Genomic DNA, 19070 nt, shown 5'->3' with positions numbered 1-19070 from the left:
GTCTTAAACTTTAAATCTTGATACTTAATCTTAATTGGATTAGTCACGATCGCCCATACCACCGAAAATCTGCAATAACAAAATAAACAGGTTAACGAAGTCGAGGTACAGCTGCATTGCGCCAATAAGGGCTAAGCCAGTCACAGTTGTCGCGCCACCGTCGCTTTGCAGGTAGAGCCGCTTCATCTTTTGACTATCTGAAGCCGTTAAAGCCGTGAAAATCACCACACCGATAATGGAGAAGACGAACGCAATCATGGAACTCTTCAACCAGATATTAATGAGGAAGGCAACAATCAAGGCAATCAAAGCAGAAGTGGCTTGCGCACCGACACGTGACAAGTCACGCTTGGTGACAACACCGTATGCGGCCATCGCAATGAAAATGGTAGCACTTGAAACAAACGCACTCACCATGGTCGTTCCCGTGTAAACTAAGGCGTACATTGACATGATACCGCCAGTCAGTAAACCGTAGAACATCAAGAGCACAAAACTAATTGACGGCCGCTTCATTGCTTGTCCGCTAACTAAGAACGGAAAGACAAACCAGACGATCAACGGCACGATCCGGTAAGATCCCGTAAATAACGCCATTAACCCTGGTGTAGTTGAAACGTAAAACGCAGAAAATGCTGATAGCAGAACGGCGACTGCCATCCAGCCGTACATTTTGGTTAGGAATTTATTTAAACCAACGTCCGCATTAACGACGCGTCGTGGCTGTTCATCGTAATTGTTCATCAAGGTTCCTCCTTTTGATATCCCTCATTAAGAATACATTCTAACAAGCTGAGTGGAAAAAGCAATGAAAAGCGATTACTTACAGCATGAATAAGCTACCTTTTAGGAAATGTTAAGAACTAGTTGTTTTTTAATGATAAGTGGCTCAGTAAATCCTCGTAAGCACGCTCGTATTTTTGAACATCACCAGCACCCATGAAGACGACTACCGCATCATGATAATCAAGCAGCGGCGACATATTATCAAGCTTAAGGATTTCGCCGCCCTTATTGATCTTCTTAGCAAGGTCAGCACTGGAAACTTTCCCACTTGATTCACGGGCGGAACTAAAGATATCGGTCAGGTAGACGACATCAGCGTTATTCAGCGCCTTAGCAAAGTCATCCATCAGTGCGATCACCCGGGTAAAGGTGTGCGGCTGAAAGACAGCAATCACTTTCTTGTCAGGGTACTTTTGCCGAGTGGCATCTAACGTGGCGCGAATTTCTGATGGATGGTGCGCATAATCATCAATGATGGTCATGTCAGCGACTTTCCGTTCAGCAAACCGGCGCTTAACCCCTTTGAAATTGAGCAGTTCAGCCTTAATGGCATCCAAATCAACGTCTTCAAAGTAAGCAACGGCGATCACAGCCAAACTGTTCAAAACGTTGTGTTCACCAAACAGCGGCACGTGATAGTTGCCGAGAAATTCATCGTGATAGTAAACGTCGAACTGTGACCCCTTAGTCGTCCGCTTGATGTCACGGGCCTGAAAATCGTCCCGGTCACTGGTACCGTAATAGTAAATCGGTACATCAGTCTTCAGCCGACGCAGATTTTCATCATCGCCCCAGGCAAAGATTCCCTTAGTGACTTGGTTAGCATAGGTCTGGAAAGCATCGAACACATCGTTAATATCCTTGTAGTAGTCAGGATGGTCAAAATCAATGTTCGTCATGATGGCGTAATCAGGCTTAGTTGCTAAGAAGTGACGCCGGTATTCATCAGCTTCATAAACAAAGAAGCGCGCGTTTGGCGTTCCCTTGCCAGTGCCGTCACCAATGAGATAACTCGTTGGCGCGATGCCGGACAACACGTGTGAGAGCAAGCCGGTAGTACTGGTCTTACCGTGGGCCCCGGCAACCCCAATACTGGTATACCCCTCAATTAACTTACCCAAGAATTCATGGTAACGGTAAACGGGTAAGCCCATTTTGCGAGCTTTTTTAATCTCTGGATGATCGTCCTTAAAGGAATTCCCAGCAATGACCGTTAAGCCTTCGTGAATATTCGCTTCGTCAAATGGATAAACGGGGATCTTAGCCTGCTCCAGTCCGCGTTGTGTAAACGTGTACTGCGTAATATCCGATCCCGCTACTTTAAAACCCTTGTCATGAAGAATGAGTGCTAATGAGCTCATCCCTGATCCTTTGATACCAACAAAATAATATGTGGTTGTGTTGTCCATCAAACAAAATCCTCTTTTCATCGTTTCAATGATTTAATTTAGGCCGACTATTGCTGGTTAATCAGCCATGATTGGTCCATATCAATATTTTAGCAGAGCGAACACTTCTTGAACAGTGCCTTTTCAACACTGTAACATGAGTAGCCTTCACCTATTAATCCGTTCTGGGCGCCCGCATTTCAGCTAACTGCTTCTCCGTGAGAAAAACCTCCCGCGGCTTAGAACCATTTTGGCCAGAAATATACTGCTTGTTTTCAAGGGTATCGATTAAGTTGGCGGCTCGGTTATAGCCGATTGAAAAGACCCGTTGTAGCTTAGACGTTGAAACCGTCTTTTCCTGAACGATATAATCCAGCACTTCGGGCATCAGTTCGTCTTGGCTCTCCTGAACCTGCTGCTTTTCCAGCAGGCCATCCGGGTCAAAGGCGTAGTGCGGTTTGCCCTGCGTCCGAACAAAATCGGTAACCCGATCGACTTCTTTATCAACGAAGGTCCCTTGCAGCCGAACCGGTTGTGAAGCCCCGTTGCCTAAGAACAGCATGTCACCCTTCCCTAGCAGCCGTTCAGCACCAGAGGTATCGATGATGGTCCGTGAATCAACCTGCGAGGAAACCATAAAGGCTACCCGAGTCGGAATGTTGTTTTTGATCGTCCCGGTGACGATATCCACACTCGGCCGCTGAGTAGCGATCAACAGGTGAATTCCCGCAGCCCGGGCTTTTTGCGTGATTCGGACAATGTAGTCCTGTACTTCACTGGAGGCCATCATCATTAAGTCGGCTAATTCGTCGATCACGATCACAATGTACGGCAGCTTCTGCGCATAATCACCCGTTAGTTCGGCACGATCGTTGTATTGTTCAACGTTTCGCACACCGGCGGCTGCCAGCCGGTCGTAACGGTCGTCCATTTCTTTGACCGCCCACTTTAAGGCTGCAGCAGCCGCTTGTGGATCTGAGATCACCGGTGACAGCAAGTGCGGCAGCCCATCGTAAGGTGCCAGTTCAACTGCCTTCGGGTCGATCAGCAACAGCCGCAGCTGCGCTGGCGTTGCCTTATACAGCAGCGAAATCAGCAAACTGTTAATGAAGACTGATTTCCCAGAACCGGTAGCCCCAGCTATCAAGCCGTGAGGCATCTTCCGCAGATCCGTGACTCGCGGCTGACCAAACAGGTCGACCCCCAGTGCAACGGTCAGCGGTGACGCACTATCTTTGAAGGCTTTAGATTCCAGCACTTCAGACAGCATGACCGGTCTCGTCTTGGGGTTGGGAATTTCAATCCCCACCGTGGTTTTACCAGGAATCGGTGCTTCGATCCGGATGTCCTTAGCGGCTAACGCCAGTTTCAAATCATCCGTAAGATTAGTGATCTTATTAACCTTAACCCCTAATGCTAAATGAACTTGGAACTGCGTGACGGTTGGCCCAACCGTCCAATCCACTACGTGAGCGTCCACGTGGAAGGCCTGCAGGGTTTCATCTAATACTTCGCCTTGATGCTCGATCCACTCGTCAAGGGCGTTTTCGTCAGTTTCAACCGGCGGCGTTAACAGCGAGGTCGAGGGGAATTGATAGCCGCGGTCATCTTGACTCACTTCACTGACCGGCTTGGCCGTTGGTTTATCTTGGAACAAGGCCAGCTTATTCATCTGTGAACTGGTATTTTCTTCCGCCAGAATATCCCCTAGAGAATGACCTAAGCCACGCTCTAACTCGTCTTTTTCTGCGGTTTTTGTTCCGGTCTCTGACGCTTGTTTTTCTGAAGGCTGTGTTTGGGGTTCACGTTGCTCGACGGGCTGCACTGAACCAGGCGTTTGCGTGACCACCGCTGTTTGCTCATCATCTGATGGTGCCGTATCAGCTTGTTCGGTGCCTTCTGTATGAGTCGCTGACTGTTCGGCCGCGGACTCAACTTCACGTGGCGTCGACGCAGCGTTAGTTTCTGGTGCTGAGAGTGCCATCTCTTCATTTTTCGTAGTATTAGCAGATTCCTGCTCAGCCGTGTCAGTCGTTGTCGCAGCCGGCGTTATGGGTTGCTGGCGATCATCCGCTGCTAGCGTTGAACTGTCTGAATCAGCACCGTCCGTGTTGGGGGTCTCTGATTCAGCAGGTTCACTTGGCGTTTCACTTCTGGCTGCTTTGAGGTGATCGATTCGCTGCTGAATTGCCGCGATCCGCTGTTCATTATTATCCGTTTTTTCAGGTTCATCAGCTGTTGTATGTTCTTCTTGCGGTGCAGTCTGTGTCTGTTCGGGCGCCGACTCCTCAGCTTGAGTCTGCCCCGTGACTGAGGTACTTTCTGCCTCTTCAGTACTGCTGGCCGGCTCGAAAGTCAGCCTATTTTGAGCCGTCTCCGCTGGTTCGTTCGCAGTCTGTGCGCCGTCATCAAATAGCAGCACATCATCATCAGTCTTTTGAAAATACTGTTTGATGATTGCCGTGTAATTAAGCCGCGGTTGCTGCTCCACGCTCCGATTAAGCTGCTTTGGAACCTGCGTCGGCCGAAAATGGGTTGCCGCGGGCTGCCAGTCATTTTTAATTGGCTTTGAGGGTTCGGGCGGTGTCTCCGGACGTTTTTCAGCCCACCGTTTTTCTTCTCGCTGTTTGAGTTCTTCACGCTGAGGCTCATCCTGCTGAAAAATTGCCGGTTCTTCATCGACATGTTTTAAGCGTTTGCCAGGTACTTTAAACTGTGGTGAAACAGGCTGTTTCGCCGACTTTTCCGGTCGGCGGTATTTCCGGTAAAAAGCTGGTCCATCATAGTGATTCATATTTCGTCATCCATTCAATGTTCAAGTTAGTTTAAGTTATTTAACGGCTCAGGGCAAAATAAAAAGGAGCATCGGCTCCTTTTACGTCGTTCATCTAACTGAATAAAGTCTGTGCCTTGTTAAAGTCAAATGGCGTTCCAACTTCGTAATCATCAGGTAAAATCAACGCGCCCGGCCGATCGGGTGCCCCAGGAATCTTTAATTCTCTTCCTGATGAAATCATACCATCACTTTCAACGCCACGCAATTTACCAGGCCAAATAATCTCGCCATCTGGCATCATTGCGCCAATTTCGGCAACGACCACTTTGATGTCAGCTTGCATATTCGGCGAACCGGAAACGATTTGCAGCGTCTTGCCGTCCTGGACCCGGGTCTTAGTCACTAATAAGTGATCCGATTTAGGGTGCGGTTCAGCAGATTCGACGTAACCCACGATAAACTTCGACGATAAGTCAGCCTTTAACTCTGGTTTGAACCCAACAGCAGCCAACGCCTCATTTAACTGAGCAACTTGATCCTCTGATAAAAAGACCTGACCATTTTGATCAATGGCGCCTAAAATAGCTGACACGTGGGCCACATTGTACCCCAGCGTCGTATCCGTTTTAGGGTCAAAGATTCGGGTAAAATTACCCTTAGTAACAACGTCTTGTTCTTCAGCATCTGGTGCCACGTAGATGATCATCACGTCACCAAGTGCTTTTTGATTATAACTAGAAATTAACATGGAGCATCCTTTCAAAAGCGGGAGAATTAAAGTGCGTTAATAAACTCTTCTACTTGCTGTTTTGTTTTACGGTCTTTGTTAACGAAGCGACCGATCTCTTCCCCATTATTATACGCAATAAAACTGGGAATGCCTAACACGTTTAGTTCCACGGCCAAATCAATGTTCTCATCGCGGTCAACGCTGAGAAACTTAAAGTCGGGATACTCAGCTTCAATAGCCGGCATTGCAGGCTTAATGAAGGCGCAGTCTGGGCACCACGTTGCTGAGAAAAACAGCATGTAGCGGCCATCCTTAATTTTTTCAAGCAATTGATCCTTTGTCATTTTGGGCAGTTTTTCCATTACACTCGCTCCTCACTTACTTTTATTTAGTAGATTAATTATACCGCGTTTTCAGAAAAAATACATTAATGTGGTATCAAACCGAATTTTGAGCTACCATAATACTAAATAGCGCAGGAGGGAACGCGTATGGAACTAAACATAAAAGATTATCAACAATTAAGTCTACTATCTCTATTAAGTATTTTATTCGGTTTTTTGATGGGCAAAAACGTGTTCAACCATCAATATCTGACACCTAATGCCATTTTGGACGAAGTGAAGCAGGCTTTTCGAAAAGAATCGACAATTGAAGGCGCTTGGATCGACGAACACCCGCACAAGCACGCACAGTTTGCCATCCATACCATGGTTTACTCCGGCGGTCTGTCACGCATGGAAGATGAAAAACTCGTTTCGTACGAGTTCATCGCGGACGCTAAAACCGGCAGTATCTTAAAAATGCAGCGCCTGTAACGTCTCATTTCAGTAACTGTCCCTACCGCAGCTTAAGCTGCAGCGGGGACTTTTTGTTTTACGGTTCCTTGCTACGCTTCTTTGAAATGTGCCACCAACTTATAAATCGGTCCCTTAGCACTGAACTTTTCTTCGTATTCAGTTTGCACGTTGCCAACGTTGCCTTCGCTGTGATGCAGATCCAGCCAAACTTCATCAAAAACCATACCGAAGTTATTGAAACTCGTTAACGAGTACTCAAACAAGCCGCGGTTATCCGTCTTAAATTGAATCCGGCCATCGCCCTTCAGCACCTTTTGGTAGTGAATCAAAAAGTTCGGTGACGTCAGCCGTCGCTTAGCGTGCCGCTTCTTTGGCCACGGGTCCGAAAAGTTCAGGTATAACTTGTCGATCTCGCCTTCAGCAAATAAAGTGTCCACAAACGCGCCGTCTGTTTCCACCAGCTGCACGTTTGGCAGCTCGCTTTCCACCAATTTACGCAGGGCAGTTGCAATCACCGATTCCTGAATTTCAATCCCTAAAAAGTTGATCTCAGGGTTCTGCCGGGCCATTTCGATAATAAACTGACCCTTACCAATGCCAATTTCGACTTGAATCGGCTGCTGACTGGGAAAGCGTTCCTGCCAGTGGCCCAGCTGTGTCTCGGGATCCGTCACAATGAGGTCCGGATGGCTTTTAATGTAGGGTGCTGCCCACGGCTTTTTACGTACACGCATGTTGTTCCTCCGATTTCCATGATAAAACGACGAACTTAAATCAAGCCCGCCGTTTCAGAATAATGTTCATTTTAGGCAATTAAGCCCCTTGCGTCAACAGATTTTTGCTACTTTTTCTTCTTCAGGCGCAGCGGCAAATAGTATTGCACCATGAGTACCACTTCGACGCCTTCAACGACTAAGGCGATCAGGCCGACTTGCCAGTCCTGGTTTGCGATAACGACCATCACCAAGAAAAGGCACGCCGTGATACCAGTCAGAGAAAACATCAGCCGCCTGAAGCTGTTCACTCGCTGCTTTTCGGCAATGGGATACAAATGAGTGAAAACAATGTCGTCAAACTGCCAGTAAAACGGGATCAGCTGAAAACCGATCAAATAAAGAAACAAAACGGCTAACGCCACTGGCAGCCACGTACCGCGGACAAAGTACAGCAAGATCATTCCTAAAATGGTCAACCGTGTGTATAAGCCGCTGAACTCACCGCTGCGGACGATCCCGTGACTATAAAGGTAGAGGTAAGTATTCCTGGGGGTGATCTTCACAATGTTCAGCAACCAATCTAAATAGTGGCGCCGTTTGGCCACACCTTTAAGCATTGGCACGTTAGTAAACAAGTTGAAGAAACGGTAAACGCCCATCATCCGGTTATTCTCTAAAGTGATCGCCTGCCACCAATCAAAGGGTACCGCATCGTAACGGCGGTCAGCGACGCGCAGACTCACGGCCAGTACTAACGCCAGCACCGTACCAATCACTGGCAGCCCGTAAACACTAACGAGTAAAATCACCAGCGGTACCGCCCATTTAAACCAGAACGATTCCTTCAGCCAAGCGGCTTTCACCTGAAAGCGTCTGATGATTGCCAGGCTGAACAAACTATCCTTCATGAGTAATTGCGCAACAGCAATGAGTGCTAGGTCAAAAACGGACATGGCATCCGTCACCTGAACGAACGGCAGCAAGACAAACATCCCGAACAGTTCGTAGACCACGGCTAAGCCTTCGCTATAAGTGCGGGCCCCCCGTAAGTACTGACGGACTTCCGCTTCTTTAGGCAGCAGGAAAACCACGTCGGCATCCTGAAATAAGGTTGCAAAGCGGCCCAGCTGCAAGACAAGCAGCAAAACGACTACGATCACCGGTTTCGCCCACCAAAGGTTCGGCTGCAGTTCCTTTAACCCGTTGGAATAGGCGTACCCTAGTCCACCGATAAAAATCAGCAGTGCAAAAACGAAGTGGTCGTTGAAGACCAGCCGCAGGTATTTAAACATTTCTTTTAAATGACTGGATAAACGCTGTCGGTATAAATTATTCATGCTGATCAGCCCTCGTCATCGACATGTAGATATCGTCTAAGGATTCACCCGCGTCCGGCAAAGCCTTGCGTAATTCTGGCAGGGTCCCTTCCGTTTTTACCGTGCCATCGTGCAGTAACACGAAGCGGTCACAGTACTTTTCGGCCGTATCCAGTACGTGAGTTGACATCAGGACACTGGCACCCTTGGCCTTTTGTTCGTCGATCAAGTCCAGCAGGTCATGAACCGCTAAGGGATCCAATCCCAAAAACGGCTCGTCAATGATAAACAGCGGCGCATCCGTAATGAACGCGCACACGATCATGACCTTCTGTTTCATCCCCTTCGAAAAGTTAGCGGGAAACCAATCCAGCTTATTATCCAACCGGAAAATGCTCAGTAAGTGGTTAGCCTTCTTCCAAGCCTTATCGCGGTCCAGACTGTAAGCCATCATGGTCATTTCTAAATGTTCCTTTAAGGTTAATTCCTGATAAAGGATCGGGGTTTCTGGAATATAAGCAATTTGTTTTTTATAGGCGTTCTTATCTTCATTTAAAGTCAGGCCGTTAATTTTGATTTCACCTTTAAAGGGTGTTAATAAGCCAATAATATGGTTGATCGTGGTTGATTTACCCGCACCGTTTAGTCCAATCAGGCCCACAAGTTCACCATCTTGAACGTCAAAGCTTACTTCTTTTAAAACTGGTATCTGCGAATAACCGCCGACGACTTTCATCACCTGAAGCGTCATGAACATCCCTTCATTTCTCTGTAATTTTGGTCAATTGGTTTCATTATATCATACGCACAGGAGTATGGAATTCTGGAATATTGCGGTATACTTGAACTAACTTTTATGATTTTTAAAGGAGGATTTAACATGGTTCATAACTATGATGATGATTGCATTTTCTGCAAAATTATTAAGGGAGACGTTCCGAGTTACACCGTTTACGAAGATGATGACGTGAAAGCCTTTTTGGATATTTCACAGGGGACGCCAGGCCACACGTTAGTCGTACCCAAGACCCACGTGCCTGACATCTACGCTTACGATGCTGATTTAGCAGCCACTGTCTTCAGCAAACTGCCCAAGATTGCGCGGGCGGTCAAGGCTTCTAACCCCGAGATCAAGGGACTCAATATTTTGATCAACAACGGTAAGGTGGCTTACCAATCCGTTTTCCATTCTCACATTCACCTAGTCCCACGTTATACCGATCACGATGATTTCGGCATGACCTTCAAGGATAATTCCAGCAAGTATGACGAAAAGGCTTATACCGATATTCAAAACGCCATCAAATCACAATTCTAAAGTAGCGAGGTGAAAGCATGAAACGCTTTTTAACCAGTGCCCTGTTCACGGCTGGCGCTTCTCTGGCCGTGCATCTATATCGCAAACAGCAGTCGCCCAGTGCCTTTGTCCAAGAGACTATCGCCCACGTTCAGGCGCGTAAGGCTGCGTTAACTCACGTTAGCCAACAAGCCAGTGAAGTGAAAGCGCACTTAGCCGACTTACAAACGGAACTTAAAAAGGCGCAACCAGTCATTGACAGCATTGAATCGTCAGTCGATCAGTTTCAGTTTAAGATCAAGCCGCACATGGATGCGATTAATGCCCGGGTAGCTGATTTAGGTAAGTCTAAATCAAACCAATAGAAGTATTCAATTTTTATTAAGTTCCCTTTACAACTGAAAATTATTTTGAGTTTATGTTATATTAAGTAAGATGTCCCAACGGGATGAAACTAATCTAAAGAAATGGATGTGTTTTCGAATATGAAAAAATGGCTCGTTGCTCTTGCAGGTGTCATGTTAAGCTTGACCCTTGCAGCATGTGGTAGCAAAACAGTTGCTACTACTTCAGGCGGTAAAATTACGGAAAGCCAATTTTACAGCAGCTTGAAGAACACTTCTAGCGGTAAGCAAGTCTTACAGCAAATGATCTTGAACAAAGTTCTTGAGAAACAATTTGGTAGCAAGGTTAAGGATGCAGAAGTTACCAAACAATACAACAACTACAAGAAACAATACGGTTCATCGTTTAACTCTGTCCTTCAGCAAAGCGGTATGACTGCTTCTCAATTGAAGCAGCAGATCAAGAGCAACCTGCTCTTGAAGGAAGCCGTTAAGGCCGACACCAAGGTTACCGATGCACAGCTTAAGCAGCAGTTTAAGAGTTACCAACCAAAGGTAACGGTTTCTCACATCTTAGTCTCTAAGAAGGCTACTGCTCAAACTGTGATCAAGCAGTTGAACCAAGGCAAGAGCTTTGCTTCATTAGCTAAGAAGTACTCTACTGACAGCGCCACTAAGAACAAGGGCGGCAAGTTAGATCCGTTTAACAACACTGATACCCAACTGGATTCCAGCTTTAAAAAAGCTGCTTTCAAGCTGAAGACTAACCAGTACACCAAGGCCCCTGTTAAGACGTCTTATGGCTACCACGTCATCAAGATGGACAGCAACCCTGGCAAGGGCACTTATAAGCAGCATGAATCTGAACTGAAGAGCCAGATTTATGACAAGCGGATGAACGACAGCGCAACCTTGAAGAGCGTTGTTTCTAAAGTCCTCAAGAAGGGTAACGTTTCAATTAAGGATAGTCAATTACAAAACGTTCTTGCTGACTACTTGACTTCAAGCAGTTCATCAAAGACCAGCACAAAGTAAGTTATCCTTAACTTTAATCAGGTAAACAAAAGGATCGACCAGTTGGCCGATCCTTTTGTTTGTGCTGTTATTTACTTTTGTTCATCTTGACCATCAGTCAAAGAATCGCTTGGCCGGTAGAACGAACGGCCGTCCATCGCGAATAACCGTTCGCCGAATTCCCCTGGCGTCGTCTTTTCAACGGCGTTGGTCATCATCATGATCGAAGCATCCAGTTCATCCAGTTGGTGCAGGACTTCTGCTTCTAACAGCCGCGGCCGTACCGGTGACCCGTATTCCAACAGACCGTGGTGGGCTAAAATCATGTGACGGAGCAACACCACGTTTTCGTTATTTAAGTCAAATTTTAATTCGTTACAAGCTGACACGATTTCACCATCCACAATACTGATGTGGCCCAGCAGGTTGCCTGCCACCGTGTACTGGGTAGAAACGGGACCGGACAGCTCAATGACTTTCCCTAAATCATGCAAAATTGCGCCGGCATAAAGCAACGGGGCATTGATCGACGGATACTGCTTCACTACGCTGTGTGCCAGTCTCAAGATCGACAGCGTATGGTAGGCTAACCCGCCTTCAAACGCGTGGTGGTTATGTTTAGCGGCTGGATACGTGAAAAAGGCATCACGGTGCTTGGCAATCAGGTAACGCACGATGCGGTTCCAAACCTGATTGGTGATTTCAAAAACCACTTGGTTCAGTTCATCTTCCATTTCACTCGCCTTCATTGGCGCGTGAACCACAAATTCGCTGGGGTCATGCAGCTCATCAGCGTTGGCTAGCCGTAAAGAAACGATTTTAACCTGCGGGGAACCCTGATAATTTTCCCGTTTACCGGCTAGGCGAACTACCCGACCAGCTTGAAAGCGCTCAACATCAGCAGTGCTGGCATCCCAAAACTTACCGGTGATTTCACCGGACTGATCTTCAAAGGTCAAATCAAGGTACTGCTTCCCGTTCTTGGCCACCCGAACATTAACGCTCTTCAAGAGTGCCATCAGGTTCATCTGTTCGCCAACTGTGTAAGCCATTAATTGTTTTTCTGCCATGATTAATCCCCCTCGTTTAACCTAATTCTACAGTTTTTCAAACCGACTTTCCAGCGTCCAAATCATAGACTTCATCCTCATCTGCTAGCGTCAGGTTATCATGGTTAGCCGTCAAATAAATGACCTGACTAGTTTGCGCTAACCCCTTTAGCATTTTCACCGCTGCTTGGGTTCGCTGACGGTCAAAGTTGACGAAGGCATCATCGACAATGATCGGCATGGCGATGACGTCCGCCATGACCTTAGTAAAGGCAAACCGCAGGGCAACGTACAGCTGCTCGGCAGTGCCGCTGGATAGCTCCCCCACGTCGAAGGTCAGCCCATCTTTGCGAACCACTTGAACCGTTTGATCAGTAAAAATGATTTGCCGGTAACGGTTGCCAGTTAGCTCATTAAAGAACTGCTCAGCGACCTTAATGATTTGCGGCTGACGGCCCTGCGAAGCGTTGATCAGTGTTTGATCGATCCAGTTGATCAACAGTTTCTTCGTCAGCCAGTCATCCGTTAGCGCCGTGATTTCAGCTTGCAGATCGGCCTGCTGCTGCAGTAAGTTTTGATACTTGTCGCTGGATGCCAGGTGCTGCAGCTGATACTGCTGCTGGCTGGACTGCTTCAGCAGTTCAGACTGACGCTGCTTTTTTGCCAGCTGCTGAGCTTGGAGTTGCTGACTGGTCTTTTCCAGTGCCTCCTGAGATCCGCTATCAGCCAAGATCTGCCGGTCCGTCTGGGTCAGCTGCGCGTTTAAGACGCCTAAGCGCTGGTTTTGCTGAGCGGTGGTCTGATCCTGCTGATAACGCTGCTCAAACTCAGCAAAGGAAGCCAGATGGTACTGCGACAATAACTGCGTTAAAGCCCCCTGCTGCAACTGATACTGCTGCTGAAGTGCCGTTTGGCGCTGAGTACTCGTCGTCAGCGCCTCATTGGCCCAATGCAGCCGCTGACTTTCATCTTGCCGTTCTGACAAGAACTGGCTGATCTGCTGAAGCTGATGCTCGGTGCTGCCACCCAAACTGATAACGTCACCGGCAAACTGCCACTGGGCTAAATAAGTCCGGATTTTTTGACTGAGCTGATTTTGCTGCTCCTGCAGTTGAATTTGCTGCGTGCTGGCCGCCTGATAAAGGCTTAAATCACCCTGAAGATCCAGCCATCTTTCCGGGGCAAAGCCCTGCAGCCGATGTTGCGCACCAAATTTGGTCACCTCCGCATCCGCGTCGATCAGCTGCTGGTCTAAGTCGGCTAACTGCTGTCGATCTTGATCCAACTGCGACGACAGCAACGCCATCTGTGAATCGATGGCAGACTGCTGATTACCGGAAATGATCGGCTTAAAAATGCCGTAACCCGCTACCAGCATACCAATCATACCGCCCGCTGTCCGCAGCAGACCGCTCAGCGCAAACAGGGCCACTAACACGATGCCCACACCGGCAATCAGCCACTTAGGCGCCATCCCGGAAGACGTATCGGCATCGGCTTGCTGCCGCAGTTTTTCAAACGTCTTTTGATGTTCCTGCCGCTGATCAGCACGGGAATCCCGTTCGATACTTAAATGCTGCTGTTGCTCAAATAAGGCCTTAATTTGCTGCTGCTCACTGGGAATCAGCACTTTTAGATTGGTCAATGACATCCCATAGTGCTGGTTAAGCTTTTCTAGTTCCTGTTTAACGTTAACCAACTGCGTTTCATTTTGCTGCTGACGCTGCTGCAGCTGCTTCACCGCTGATATCTGGCCAGCTAACTGGTCGATCTGCTGCTGATGCGCGTTATAGAATTGCTGCGCTTCACTGGCAACGTGTTGTTGCTGCTGTTTGATTGCTTGCTCCTGTGTCGTGAGATCTCGCTTAAGCTGTTTAACGGCCGTTGAAAGTCGGGTCGCCTCCTGCCAATCTTTCGTGGTGATAGGCGTCGTTTCTGACGTGGATGCCTCAGTTTTAAGCTGCTGGTACTGGGGGTAAAGTTTGATCAGCCGCTGATACTGGTTCAACTGATCCGTTAAATTGGCTAACTGCTGTTGAACCGCCGTCAGTTCCTGGGTCGTCTCGACAGCGTCCGTTTGCAACGTTTGATATTGCTGGAACTGCAGCTTGGCAATGTCAAGCTTTTCGGACAGCTCATCGTACTGTTTCAATAGCCGTACCAAGGGCTGGACCCGTCCGCGGGGTTTATACAATTCACCCGCCGAGGCCGTGAGTTCCTGCGTCAGTCCGATCCAGTTTTCACTGCCGATAGCGCCGATTCGTTGGATCCGCTTCACTAAATCAAAGCGGTTTAAATCAAAAACGGCCTGCAGTTCCCGTTCACCGAAGCAAAAAATTTGGTGGAACAGTTCCTGATTTAACGGCTGTAATAGTTGCGTCAAATCGTCCTTGCTGAGTGCCGTATCCGTGGTTAAATTGCGGAGGGTCACCGCACCGCCGTGGGTGCCGTCTACCCGCTTAAGCCAATAATCGTTTTGGGCGTGGCTAAAGGTCAGTTCACCGCCGTATTGCGACCCCTGTTTGGGCTGATACATCGCATACCGGTGCTTAGCCGTCGCAAACCCAAACAGCATACTGGTGATAAAAGCCACTAACGTCGACTTACCGGCTTCATTTTCACCGTAAAGAAGTGAAAAACGATTGGACAGGTCGATCGTCGTATCGTGGAATTTACCGAACCCGTAGATTTTAATCGTTTTGATCTGCATCGTTTTCTTCCTCCAAACGCGATTGCGCTAACAGTTCGTTCTTAGCCCGATCAGTCAAATTAGCGGTCGTTTTGGGATCGCGCAAATGGTCCGCGATAAACGGATACTGCATGAGTTTACCGGCAGTCAGTTCCACGTTATCGGGTGTAAATACTTTGGCTTGGGCGCGCTGCCAATAAGCTGCGTCCAGCTGAGCGTACTGAACCGGCTGATCCGTCGGCTGCACGTTGACTTCGTAGATCCAGGCTTGTGCTTTTGAATAAGTCTTCTTTTGCGTTTGGTCCAGGCGTTCAAGCCACGTCCTATCGTTTAACCTGCTCAGCATGCTGGCAGACAGCTTTTCGATGCCGTTTAACCTTAATTCGATTAGCTCAAAAACCGTTGACTGCCGTTGTGTGAGTGCTGTTTGCACGGCGTCGATCAAACTGGCATCCGTCGTGTCTTCATCAACCGTTAGCGTCAGTGACGACCAGCGCACCTGATCCGCGGGCACGAACTGCCTTGTTAGCCGCTGCCCCCGTGAACTGACCAACTGGTAGCCGTGCTGACCCGCTTCCAGTTTGTGCCGGCCCTGAATGGTCCCCGCGTAAATGACGGGCGGCTGTTCGGCTAACACGCTGGGCTTATGTATGTGACCCAGAGCCCAGTAATCGTAGTGAATCCCCGTCAGTTCACTAACCGTAAACGGCGCATAATGGTTATTATCACCCTGCTTCACCGCACCATGCAGCATGCCGATTTGAAAGTCGGCGGTGCCGCATTTAGGAAACTGCGGGATCACGTCTTCTGCCAGCCAGCGGTCAGCGTAACTAAACCCGTTGATGGCTACCTGAGTGTGGTCTGCCGTCGTTAATTGCTTGGTGGTCACTTCACTGCCAAAGACGCTGACACCTTCAGGTAATGCCAGCTGCTGATCACCGGTCAAATAATCGTGATTCCCGAAGGAAACGAAAACGGCAATATCTGCATCGCACAAGCGCTGCAGCTGTTCGTTTAAAAAAACTTGTGCTTGAACACTCTGCGTTTCACGGTCGAATAAATCACCGACGAGTAATACAAAATCTACCTTTTGTTCGATAGCATCCGTTATCATCTTTTTTGTCGCGTTAAACGGTGCCTGGTGAATTTGCTGCCACAGTGCCTTCGGTAAGCGCTGTAACCCCTCAAACGGACTGTCCAAGTGTAAATCTGCCGCATGAATAAACTTCACTGCTAATCAACTCCTAAAAAACGCCGAAGAAAGTTCTTCGACGTTTTTGATCTATTACCCACGATCAAGTGCCTGCTTTAGCTTTCGTACAGGGCTTGGATAGGCTTTGTGATTTCATTGTTTAGTTTAGCCAGTAACTGATTGACGTCCTTTTCCTTTTCCATCAAATCTTTAATGGCGTCTTTTTCCCGAACCTTACCAGCGAGGTCCTGCGCTTGTTTCATTTCGTCTTGATCAGGTTGCTGTCCCTGCATTTGTTTTTGCTGTAACTTTAATTGCATCTCCTGAAACTGTTTGAACAAGTCATAGGCTTCAGAATCCGCCTTCATGATGTTATAAGATCTCTGTAAAGCTGTGAATTCATCAGAGCTAGCTAACTCGTCGCGTAACTCACCAGCGGTTGTTAAAATGTCTGCCATAAAAAGCATCCTCCTGTCTTCGATACTTCCATATTGTATCATGAAATGATAGGTGGGGAAAGAAAGCGTTGACAGTTTCTGGTCATAATTTCTACCTTGCCTAAACGTGTTGCGTGCGGCAGAGACCTGCATATAGTGAAGCCCCGCCACAAAGCCCAAAGTTCAGGACTTTCTCGTTGATTTTACCTAGCCTAAACGTGTTCCGTGCGGCAGAGACTTGCATATGCATATAACAGGAGTCCGGCACAAGCCCCAAAGTTCAGGGCTTATGCCGGACTCCTGTTATACTCCAGTCTCTAAACGCCTTACTTCACACTCTCTAATTTCCAAACCTACTCTGCCACCAATTCTTTACAGTATCCACCGCGTCATTGGCACCCTGTTCAATTTGGTCGCCCACACTGCCGGCTCCCTTCTGCACGCTGTCCCAGAAGTTATCATCCGACTTCGAGGCCTTCGCCAAAGTTGACGCATCTTGGGTATCGAACTGCGTTTGCTTGGTATAAGGTAGGATTTCTTGCATTTCCGTCTTAAAGAGCGGACCAACGCCCGTTCCGCTTAAGTTTTCCAAATGATGATTCTTGTTCGTACTGTCAAAGCCTTCCCAGGTGGTCAGCACCACGTCCGGCGTGTAGCCCACGATCCACTTATCACGGGTGGCATCACCATCCCCGGTGTCGTCGGCTTCAGTACTCCCCGTTTTTCCGGCAACTTGATAGCCATAGGGTTTGGCATCCGCCCCAGTCCCGTTGTTAAAGACCCCCAGCATCATACTGGTCATCTGCTTAGCAACCTTCGGCGACATGACGTGATGCGTGGTCACTTTCGGGTTATCCACGATGACGTTACCAGAAGCATCCACGATCTTTCTGATATAGTGGGTATCCGTTCGCGTCCCGTTATTCGCAAAGGCAGTGTAAGCTCCCGCGAGTTCCTGCGGTGAGACTCCCTTATTTAATCCGCCTAATGCTAACGCCAAGTTTTTATCCGATGGCGTCACTGGAATGCCAAACTTCTTAACCGATTCATAACCCTTATTCACACCGATTTTATTCAGCAGCCAAACCGCCGGCGCGTTCACACTATTCGCCAGCGCTTCATACATCGGGATCTTCCCGGTGTAAACGTTATTGTAATTTTTCGGTGTGTAATGGTTGCTGCCGTATGACTTCTTTTTGTTCTGCAGTTCTGAATCGTAGAAGTAGCCGTTCTCCAGTGCCGGCGTGTAAACTGCCAGCGGTTTCATCGTTGAACCAGGCTGCCGCTTAACTTGTGTTGCCCGGTTATACCCGCGAAACACGTGCTTGCCACGGCCGCCAACTACGGCCATGACACCGCCGTTATTGGGATTAACGGCCACCGATGCCGCCTGGACCTTCATACCGTCAACCGCATTTTGCGGGAAGAGGTAGTCACTCTTGAAGTTCTGCTGCAGGCGAGACTGGTAGTTCTGATCCAAGTAAGTATAGATTTTATAACCATGATTCATAATGTCTGATTCGGTCAGGCCGTACTTTGAAATTGCTTCGTCGATCACCGCATCAAAATAGTACGGGTAACGGTACGAATCCTTATACTGGTACGTATCTTCAGTAACGATCGGCGTTCTTTGATAAGCGGCTGCCTGCGATTTCGTGATTGCGCCGGTTTCCGCCATTAAACCAAGGACCACGTTACGACGATCCTTAGACGCCTGCGGATGGTCAATGGGATTATAGCCGCTCGGCGACGTCAGCATCCCAGCCAAAACAGCCGCTTCCGGCACCGTCAGACTAGCTGCGTTGGTGCCAAAATACTTGTGTGCCGCGTCTTGGACACCCCAGACACCGTTGCCAAAGTACGCGTTATTCAGGTACATGGATAAAATATCCTGCTTGGAATAAACGTTTTCGACTTCAATTGCCAAGAAAATTTCTTTCAGCTTCCGGGTCATGGTTTGCTGCTGCGTTAAGAACGCGTTTTTTACCAGTTGCTGGGTCAGCGTACTCCCACCGCCGCTGATATAGTCGCGGTGAAGCAGTTTATTTTTCGCCAGCAAAAAGAAAGCCCGCGCAATTCCCTTGACAGAAAAGCCGTGTTCGTGGTAAAAATTCCGGTCTTCAGTTGAGATCACCGCTTTTTGCACGTTAGGCGAAATCTGCCGTAAAGGCACGAAGGTCCCCTTTTGGGCATACAGTGACCCAGCCTTATGGTTGCTTTTATCGTAAATATAAGTTGTTTTTTCCAATTGGGCTTTTAAATCGCCAACGTTTGCCGTCTTGGCCTGAAAAGTCAGCGTTGCACTCACCACGAAGATCAGCGCTAATATAACCACGATGACCCAGCGTGTCAGTTGATAGCGATGCCAAAATTGACCAAAGTGTTTTTTAAACCTTTGGTAATACGGCGATACCATCGCTCTGAATCCCTGTTTTGATTGATTTCCCCGATTATTATTCATTAGATTCCCTCAACATGTAAAAGATTTGCACTGTTAATTCTATCATATTTTATCAGGGTGGCTAAAAGCCGCCGA

General features: G+C 48.0%; 17 protein-coding genes. 4 read left to right on the top strand and 13 right to left on the bottom strand.

Annotation, left to right across the window (positions count from 1 at the left end; translation table 11 throughout):
• Positions 1 to 39 precede the first annotated feature (39 nt).
• The 5 genes from CES81_RS05485 to CES81_RS05465 form a co-directional block, all read right to left on the bottom strand.
• Positions 40 to 744: a Bax inhibitor-1/YccA family protein gene (locus tag CES81_RS05485; RefSeq protein WP_089121000.1), complete on the bottom strand. Its 705-nt coding sequence runs from the start codon at positions 742 to 744 to the stop codon at positions 40 to 42.
• Between the two features lie 119 nt (positions 745 to 863).
• A complete protein-coding gene (murC, locus tag CES81_RS05480) occupies positions 864 to 2195 on the bottom strand; it encodes a UDP-N-acetylmuramate--L-alanine ligase (protein WP_089087636.1) in 1332 nt (443 codons plus the stop codon).
• 154 nt (positions 2196 to 2349) lie between these two features.
• Complete coding sequence (locus CES81_RS05475; protein ID WP_089120999.1) at positions 2350 to 4968, bottom strand: DNA translocase FtsK; 2619 nt, start codon at positions 4966 to 4968, stop codon at positions 2350 to 2352.
• Positions 4969 to 5062: 94 nt separating this feature from the next.
• Complete coding sequence (gene ytpR, locus CES81_RS05470) at positions 5063 to 5698, bottom strand: YtpR family tRNA-binding protein (protein ID WP_089120998.1); 636 nt, start codon at positions 5696 to 5698, stop codon at positions 5063 to 5065.
• 26 nt (positions 5699 to 5724) lie between these two features.
• Entirely contained in the window at positions 5725 to 6042 is a 318-nt protein-coding gene (locus CES81_RS05465) for a thioredoxin family protein (protein WP_089120997.1), read from the bottom strand.
• A 129-nt stretch (positions 6043 to 6171) separates the two neighbouring features.
• Between CES81_RS05465 and CES81_RS05460 the strand changes: the two genes are divergently transcribed.
• Entirely contained in the window at positions 6172 to 6498 is a 327-nt protein-coding gene (locus tag CES81_RS05460) for a hypothetical protein (RefSeq protein WP_089087632.1), read from the top strand.
• Positions 6499 to 6569: 71 nt separating this feature from the next.
• Here CES81_RS05460 and trmB read toward each other — a convergent pair whose 3' ends face one another.
• From trmB to CES81_RS05445, 3 genes are all read right to left on the bottom strand, one after another.
• Positions 6570 to 7214, bottom strand: a complete 645-nt coding sequence (gene trmB / locus CES81_RS05455) for a tRNA (guanosine(46)-N7)-methyltransferase TrmB (protein WP_089120996.1) — start codon at positions 7212 to 7214, stop codon at positions 6570 to 6572.
• 107 nt (positions 7215 to 7321) lie between these two features.
• Positions 7322 to 8533, bottom strand: a complete 1212-nt coding sequence (locus CES81_RS05450; protein ID WP_089120995.1) for an ABC transporter permease — start codon at positions 8531 to 8533, stop codon at positions 7322 to 7324.
• The gene (locus CES81_RS05445; RefSeq protein WP_089120994.1) at positions 8526 to 9263 is read right to left on the bottom strand and encodes an ABC transporter ATP-binding protein; all 738 of its coding nucleotides are present in this window, start codon (positions 9261 to 9263) and stop codon (positions 8526 to 8528) included. Before CES81_RS05445 ends, CES81_RS05450 begins: the two co-directional genes overlap by 8 nt.
• A 129-nt stretch (positions 9264 to 9392) precedes the next feature.
• Between CES81_RS05445 and CES81_RS05440 the strand changes: the two genes are divergently transcribed.
• From CES81_RS05440 to CES81_RS05430, 3 genes are all read left to right on the top strand, one after another.
• The gene (locus CES81_RS05440; RefSeq protein ID WP_089087628.1) at positions 9393 to 9830 is read left to right on the top strand and encodes an HIT family protein; all 438 of its coding nucleotides are present in this window, start codon (positions 9393 to 9395) and stop codon (positions 9828 to 9830) included.
• A gap of 17 nt (positions 9831 to 9847) precedes the next feature.
• The gene (locus CES81_RS05435) at positions 9848 to 10174 is read left to right on the top strand and encodes a hypothetical protein (protein ID WP_089087627.1); all 327 of its coding nucleotides are present in this window, start codon (positions 9848 to 9850) and stop codon (positions 10172 to 10174) included.
• A gap of 120 nt (positions 10175 to 10294) precedes the next feature.
• Positions 10295 to 11188 carry a peptidylprolyl isomerase PrsA gene (locus CES81_RS05430; protein ID WP_089120993.1) on the top strand — a complete coding sequence of 298 codons (894 nt, stop codon included), beginning with the start codon at positions 10295 to 10297 and terminating at the stop codon, positions 11186 to 11188.
• Positions 11189 to 11259: 71 nt separating this feature from the next.
• On the opposite strand, the gene CES81_RS05425 is transcribed toward CES81_RS05430, so the two are convergent.
• From CES81_RS05425 to CES81_RS05405, 5 genes are all read right to left on the bottom strand, one after another.
• Positions 11260 to 12237 (bottom strand): 3'-5' exoribonuclease YhaM family protein, encoded by a 978-nt coding sequence (locus CES81_RS05425; RefSeq protein WP_089120992.1) that lies wholly within the window; start codon positions 12235 to 12237, stop codon positions 11260 to 11262.
• Between the two features lie 37 nt (positions 12238 to 12274).
• Complete coding sequence (locus CES81_RS05420; RefSeq protein ID WP_089120991.1) at positions 12275 to 14926, bottom strand: ATP-binding protein; 2652 nt, start codon at positions 14924 to 14926, stop codon at positions 12275 to 12277.
• The gene (locus CES81_RS05415) at positions 14907 to 16136 is read right to left on the bottom strand and encodes a metallophosphoesterase family protein (RefSeq protein ID WP_089120990.1); all 1230 of its coding nucleotides are present in this window, start codon (positions 16134 to 16136) and stop codon (positions 14907 to 14909) included. The genes CES81_RS05420 and CES81_RS05415 overlap by 20 nt, the downstream gene beginning before the upstream one ends.
• A 77-nt stretch (positions 16137 to 16213) precedes the next feature.
• Positions 16214 to 16555 (bottom strand): YlbF family regulator, encoded by a 342-nt coding sequence (locus CES81_RS05410; RefSeq protein ID WP_089120989.1) that lies wholly within the window; start codon positions 16553 to 16555, stop codon positions 16214 to 16216.
• Positions 16556 to 16874: 319 nt separating this feature from the next.
• Positions 16875 to 18995, bottom strand: coding sequence for a PBP1A family penicillin-binding protein (locus CES81_RS05405; RefSeq protein ID WP_089120988.1), 2121 nt, complete (start codon positions 18993 to 18995; stop codon positions 16875 to 16877).
• Between the last annotated feature and the right edge of the window lie 75 nt (positions 18996 to 19070).

The sequence above is a fragment of the Secundilactobacillus pentosiphilus genome, assembly GCF_002217985.1.
In the GTDB taxonomy this organism is placed as follows: Bacteria; Bacillota; Bacilli; order Lactobacillales; family Lactobacillaceae; genus Secundilactobacillus; species Secundilactobacillus pentosiphilus.
This window is presented reverse-complemented; position numbering and strand designations above follow the sequence as displayed.

Coding starts and splice junctions, on each gene's coding strand:
- CES81_RS05485 (WP_089121000.1), bottom strand. CDS start 744: ATGAACAATTACGATGAACAGCCACGACGCGTCGTTAATGCGGACGTT.
- trmB (WP_089120996.1), bottom strand. CDS start 7,214: ATGCGTGTACGTAAAAAGCCGTGGGCAGCACCCTACATTAAAAGCCAT.
- CES81_RS05405 (WP_089120988.1), bottom strand. CDS start 18,995: ATGAATAATAATCGGGGAAATCAATCAAAACAGGGATTCAGAGCGATG.
- CES81_RS05440 (WP_089087628.1), top strand. CDS start 9,393: ATGGTTCATAACTATGATGATGATTGCATTTTCTGCAAAATTATTAAG.
- murC (WP_089087636.1), bottom strand. CDS start 2,195: ATGGACAACACAACCACATATTATTTTGTTGGTATCAAAGGATCAGGG.
- CES81_RS05410 (WP_089120989.1), bottom strand. CDS start 16,555: ATGGCAGACATTTTAACAACCGCTGGTGAGTTACGCGACGAGTTAGCT.
- CES81_RS05425 (WP_089120992.1), bottom strand. CDS start 12,237: ATGGCAGAAAAACAATTAATGGCTTACACAGTTGGCGAACAGATGAAC.
- CES81_RS05465 (WP_089120997.1), bottom strand. CDS start 6,042: ATGGAAAAACTGCCCAAAATGACAAAGGATCAATTGCTTGAAAAAATT.
- CES81_RS05435 (WP_089087627.1), top strand. CDS start 9,848: ATGAAACGCTTTTTAACCAGTGCCCTGTTCACGGCTGGCGCTTCTCTG.
- CES81_RS05420 (WP_089120991.1), bottom strand. CDS start 14,926: ATGCAGATCAAAACGATTAAAATCTACGGGTTCGGTAAATTCCACGAT.
- ytpR (WP_089120998.1), bottom strand. CDS start 5,698: ATGTTAATTTCTAGTTATAATCAAAAAGCACTTGGTGACGTGATGATC.
- CES81_RS05445 (WP_089120994.1), bottom strand. CDS start 9,263: ATGACGCTTCAGGTGATGAAAGTCGTCGGCGGTTATTCGCAGATACCA.
- CES81_RS05450 (WP_089120995.1), bottom strand. CDS start 8,533: ATGAATAATTTATACCGACAGCGTTTATCCAGTCATTTAAAAGAAATG.
- CES81_RS05475 (WP_089120999.1), bottom strand. CDS start 4,968: ATGAATCACTATGATGGACCAGCTTTTTACCGGAAATACCGCCGACCG.
- CES81_RS05460 (WP_089087632.1), top strand. CDS start 6,172: ATGGAACTAAACATAAAAGATTATCAACAATTAAGTCTACTATCTCTA.
- CES81_RS05430 (WP_089120993.1), top strand. CDS start 10,295: ATGAAAAAATGGCTCGTTGCTCTTGCAGGTGTCATGTTAAGCTTGACC.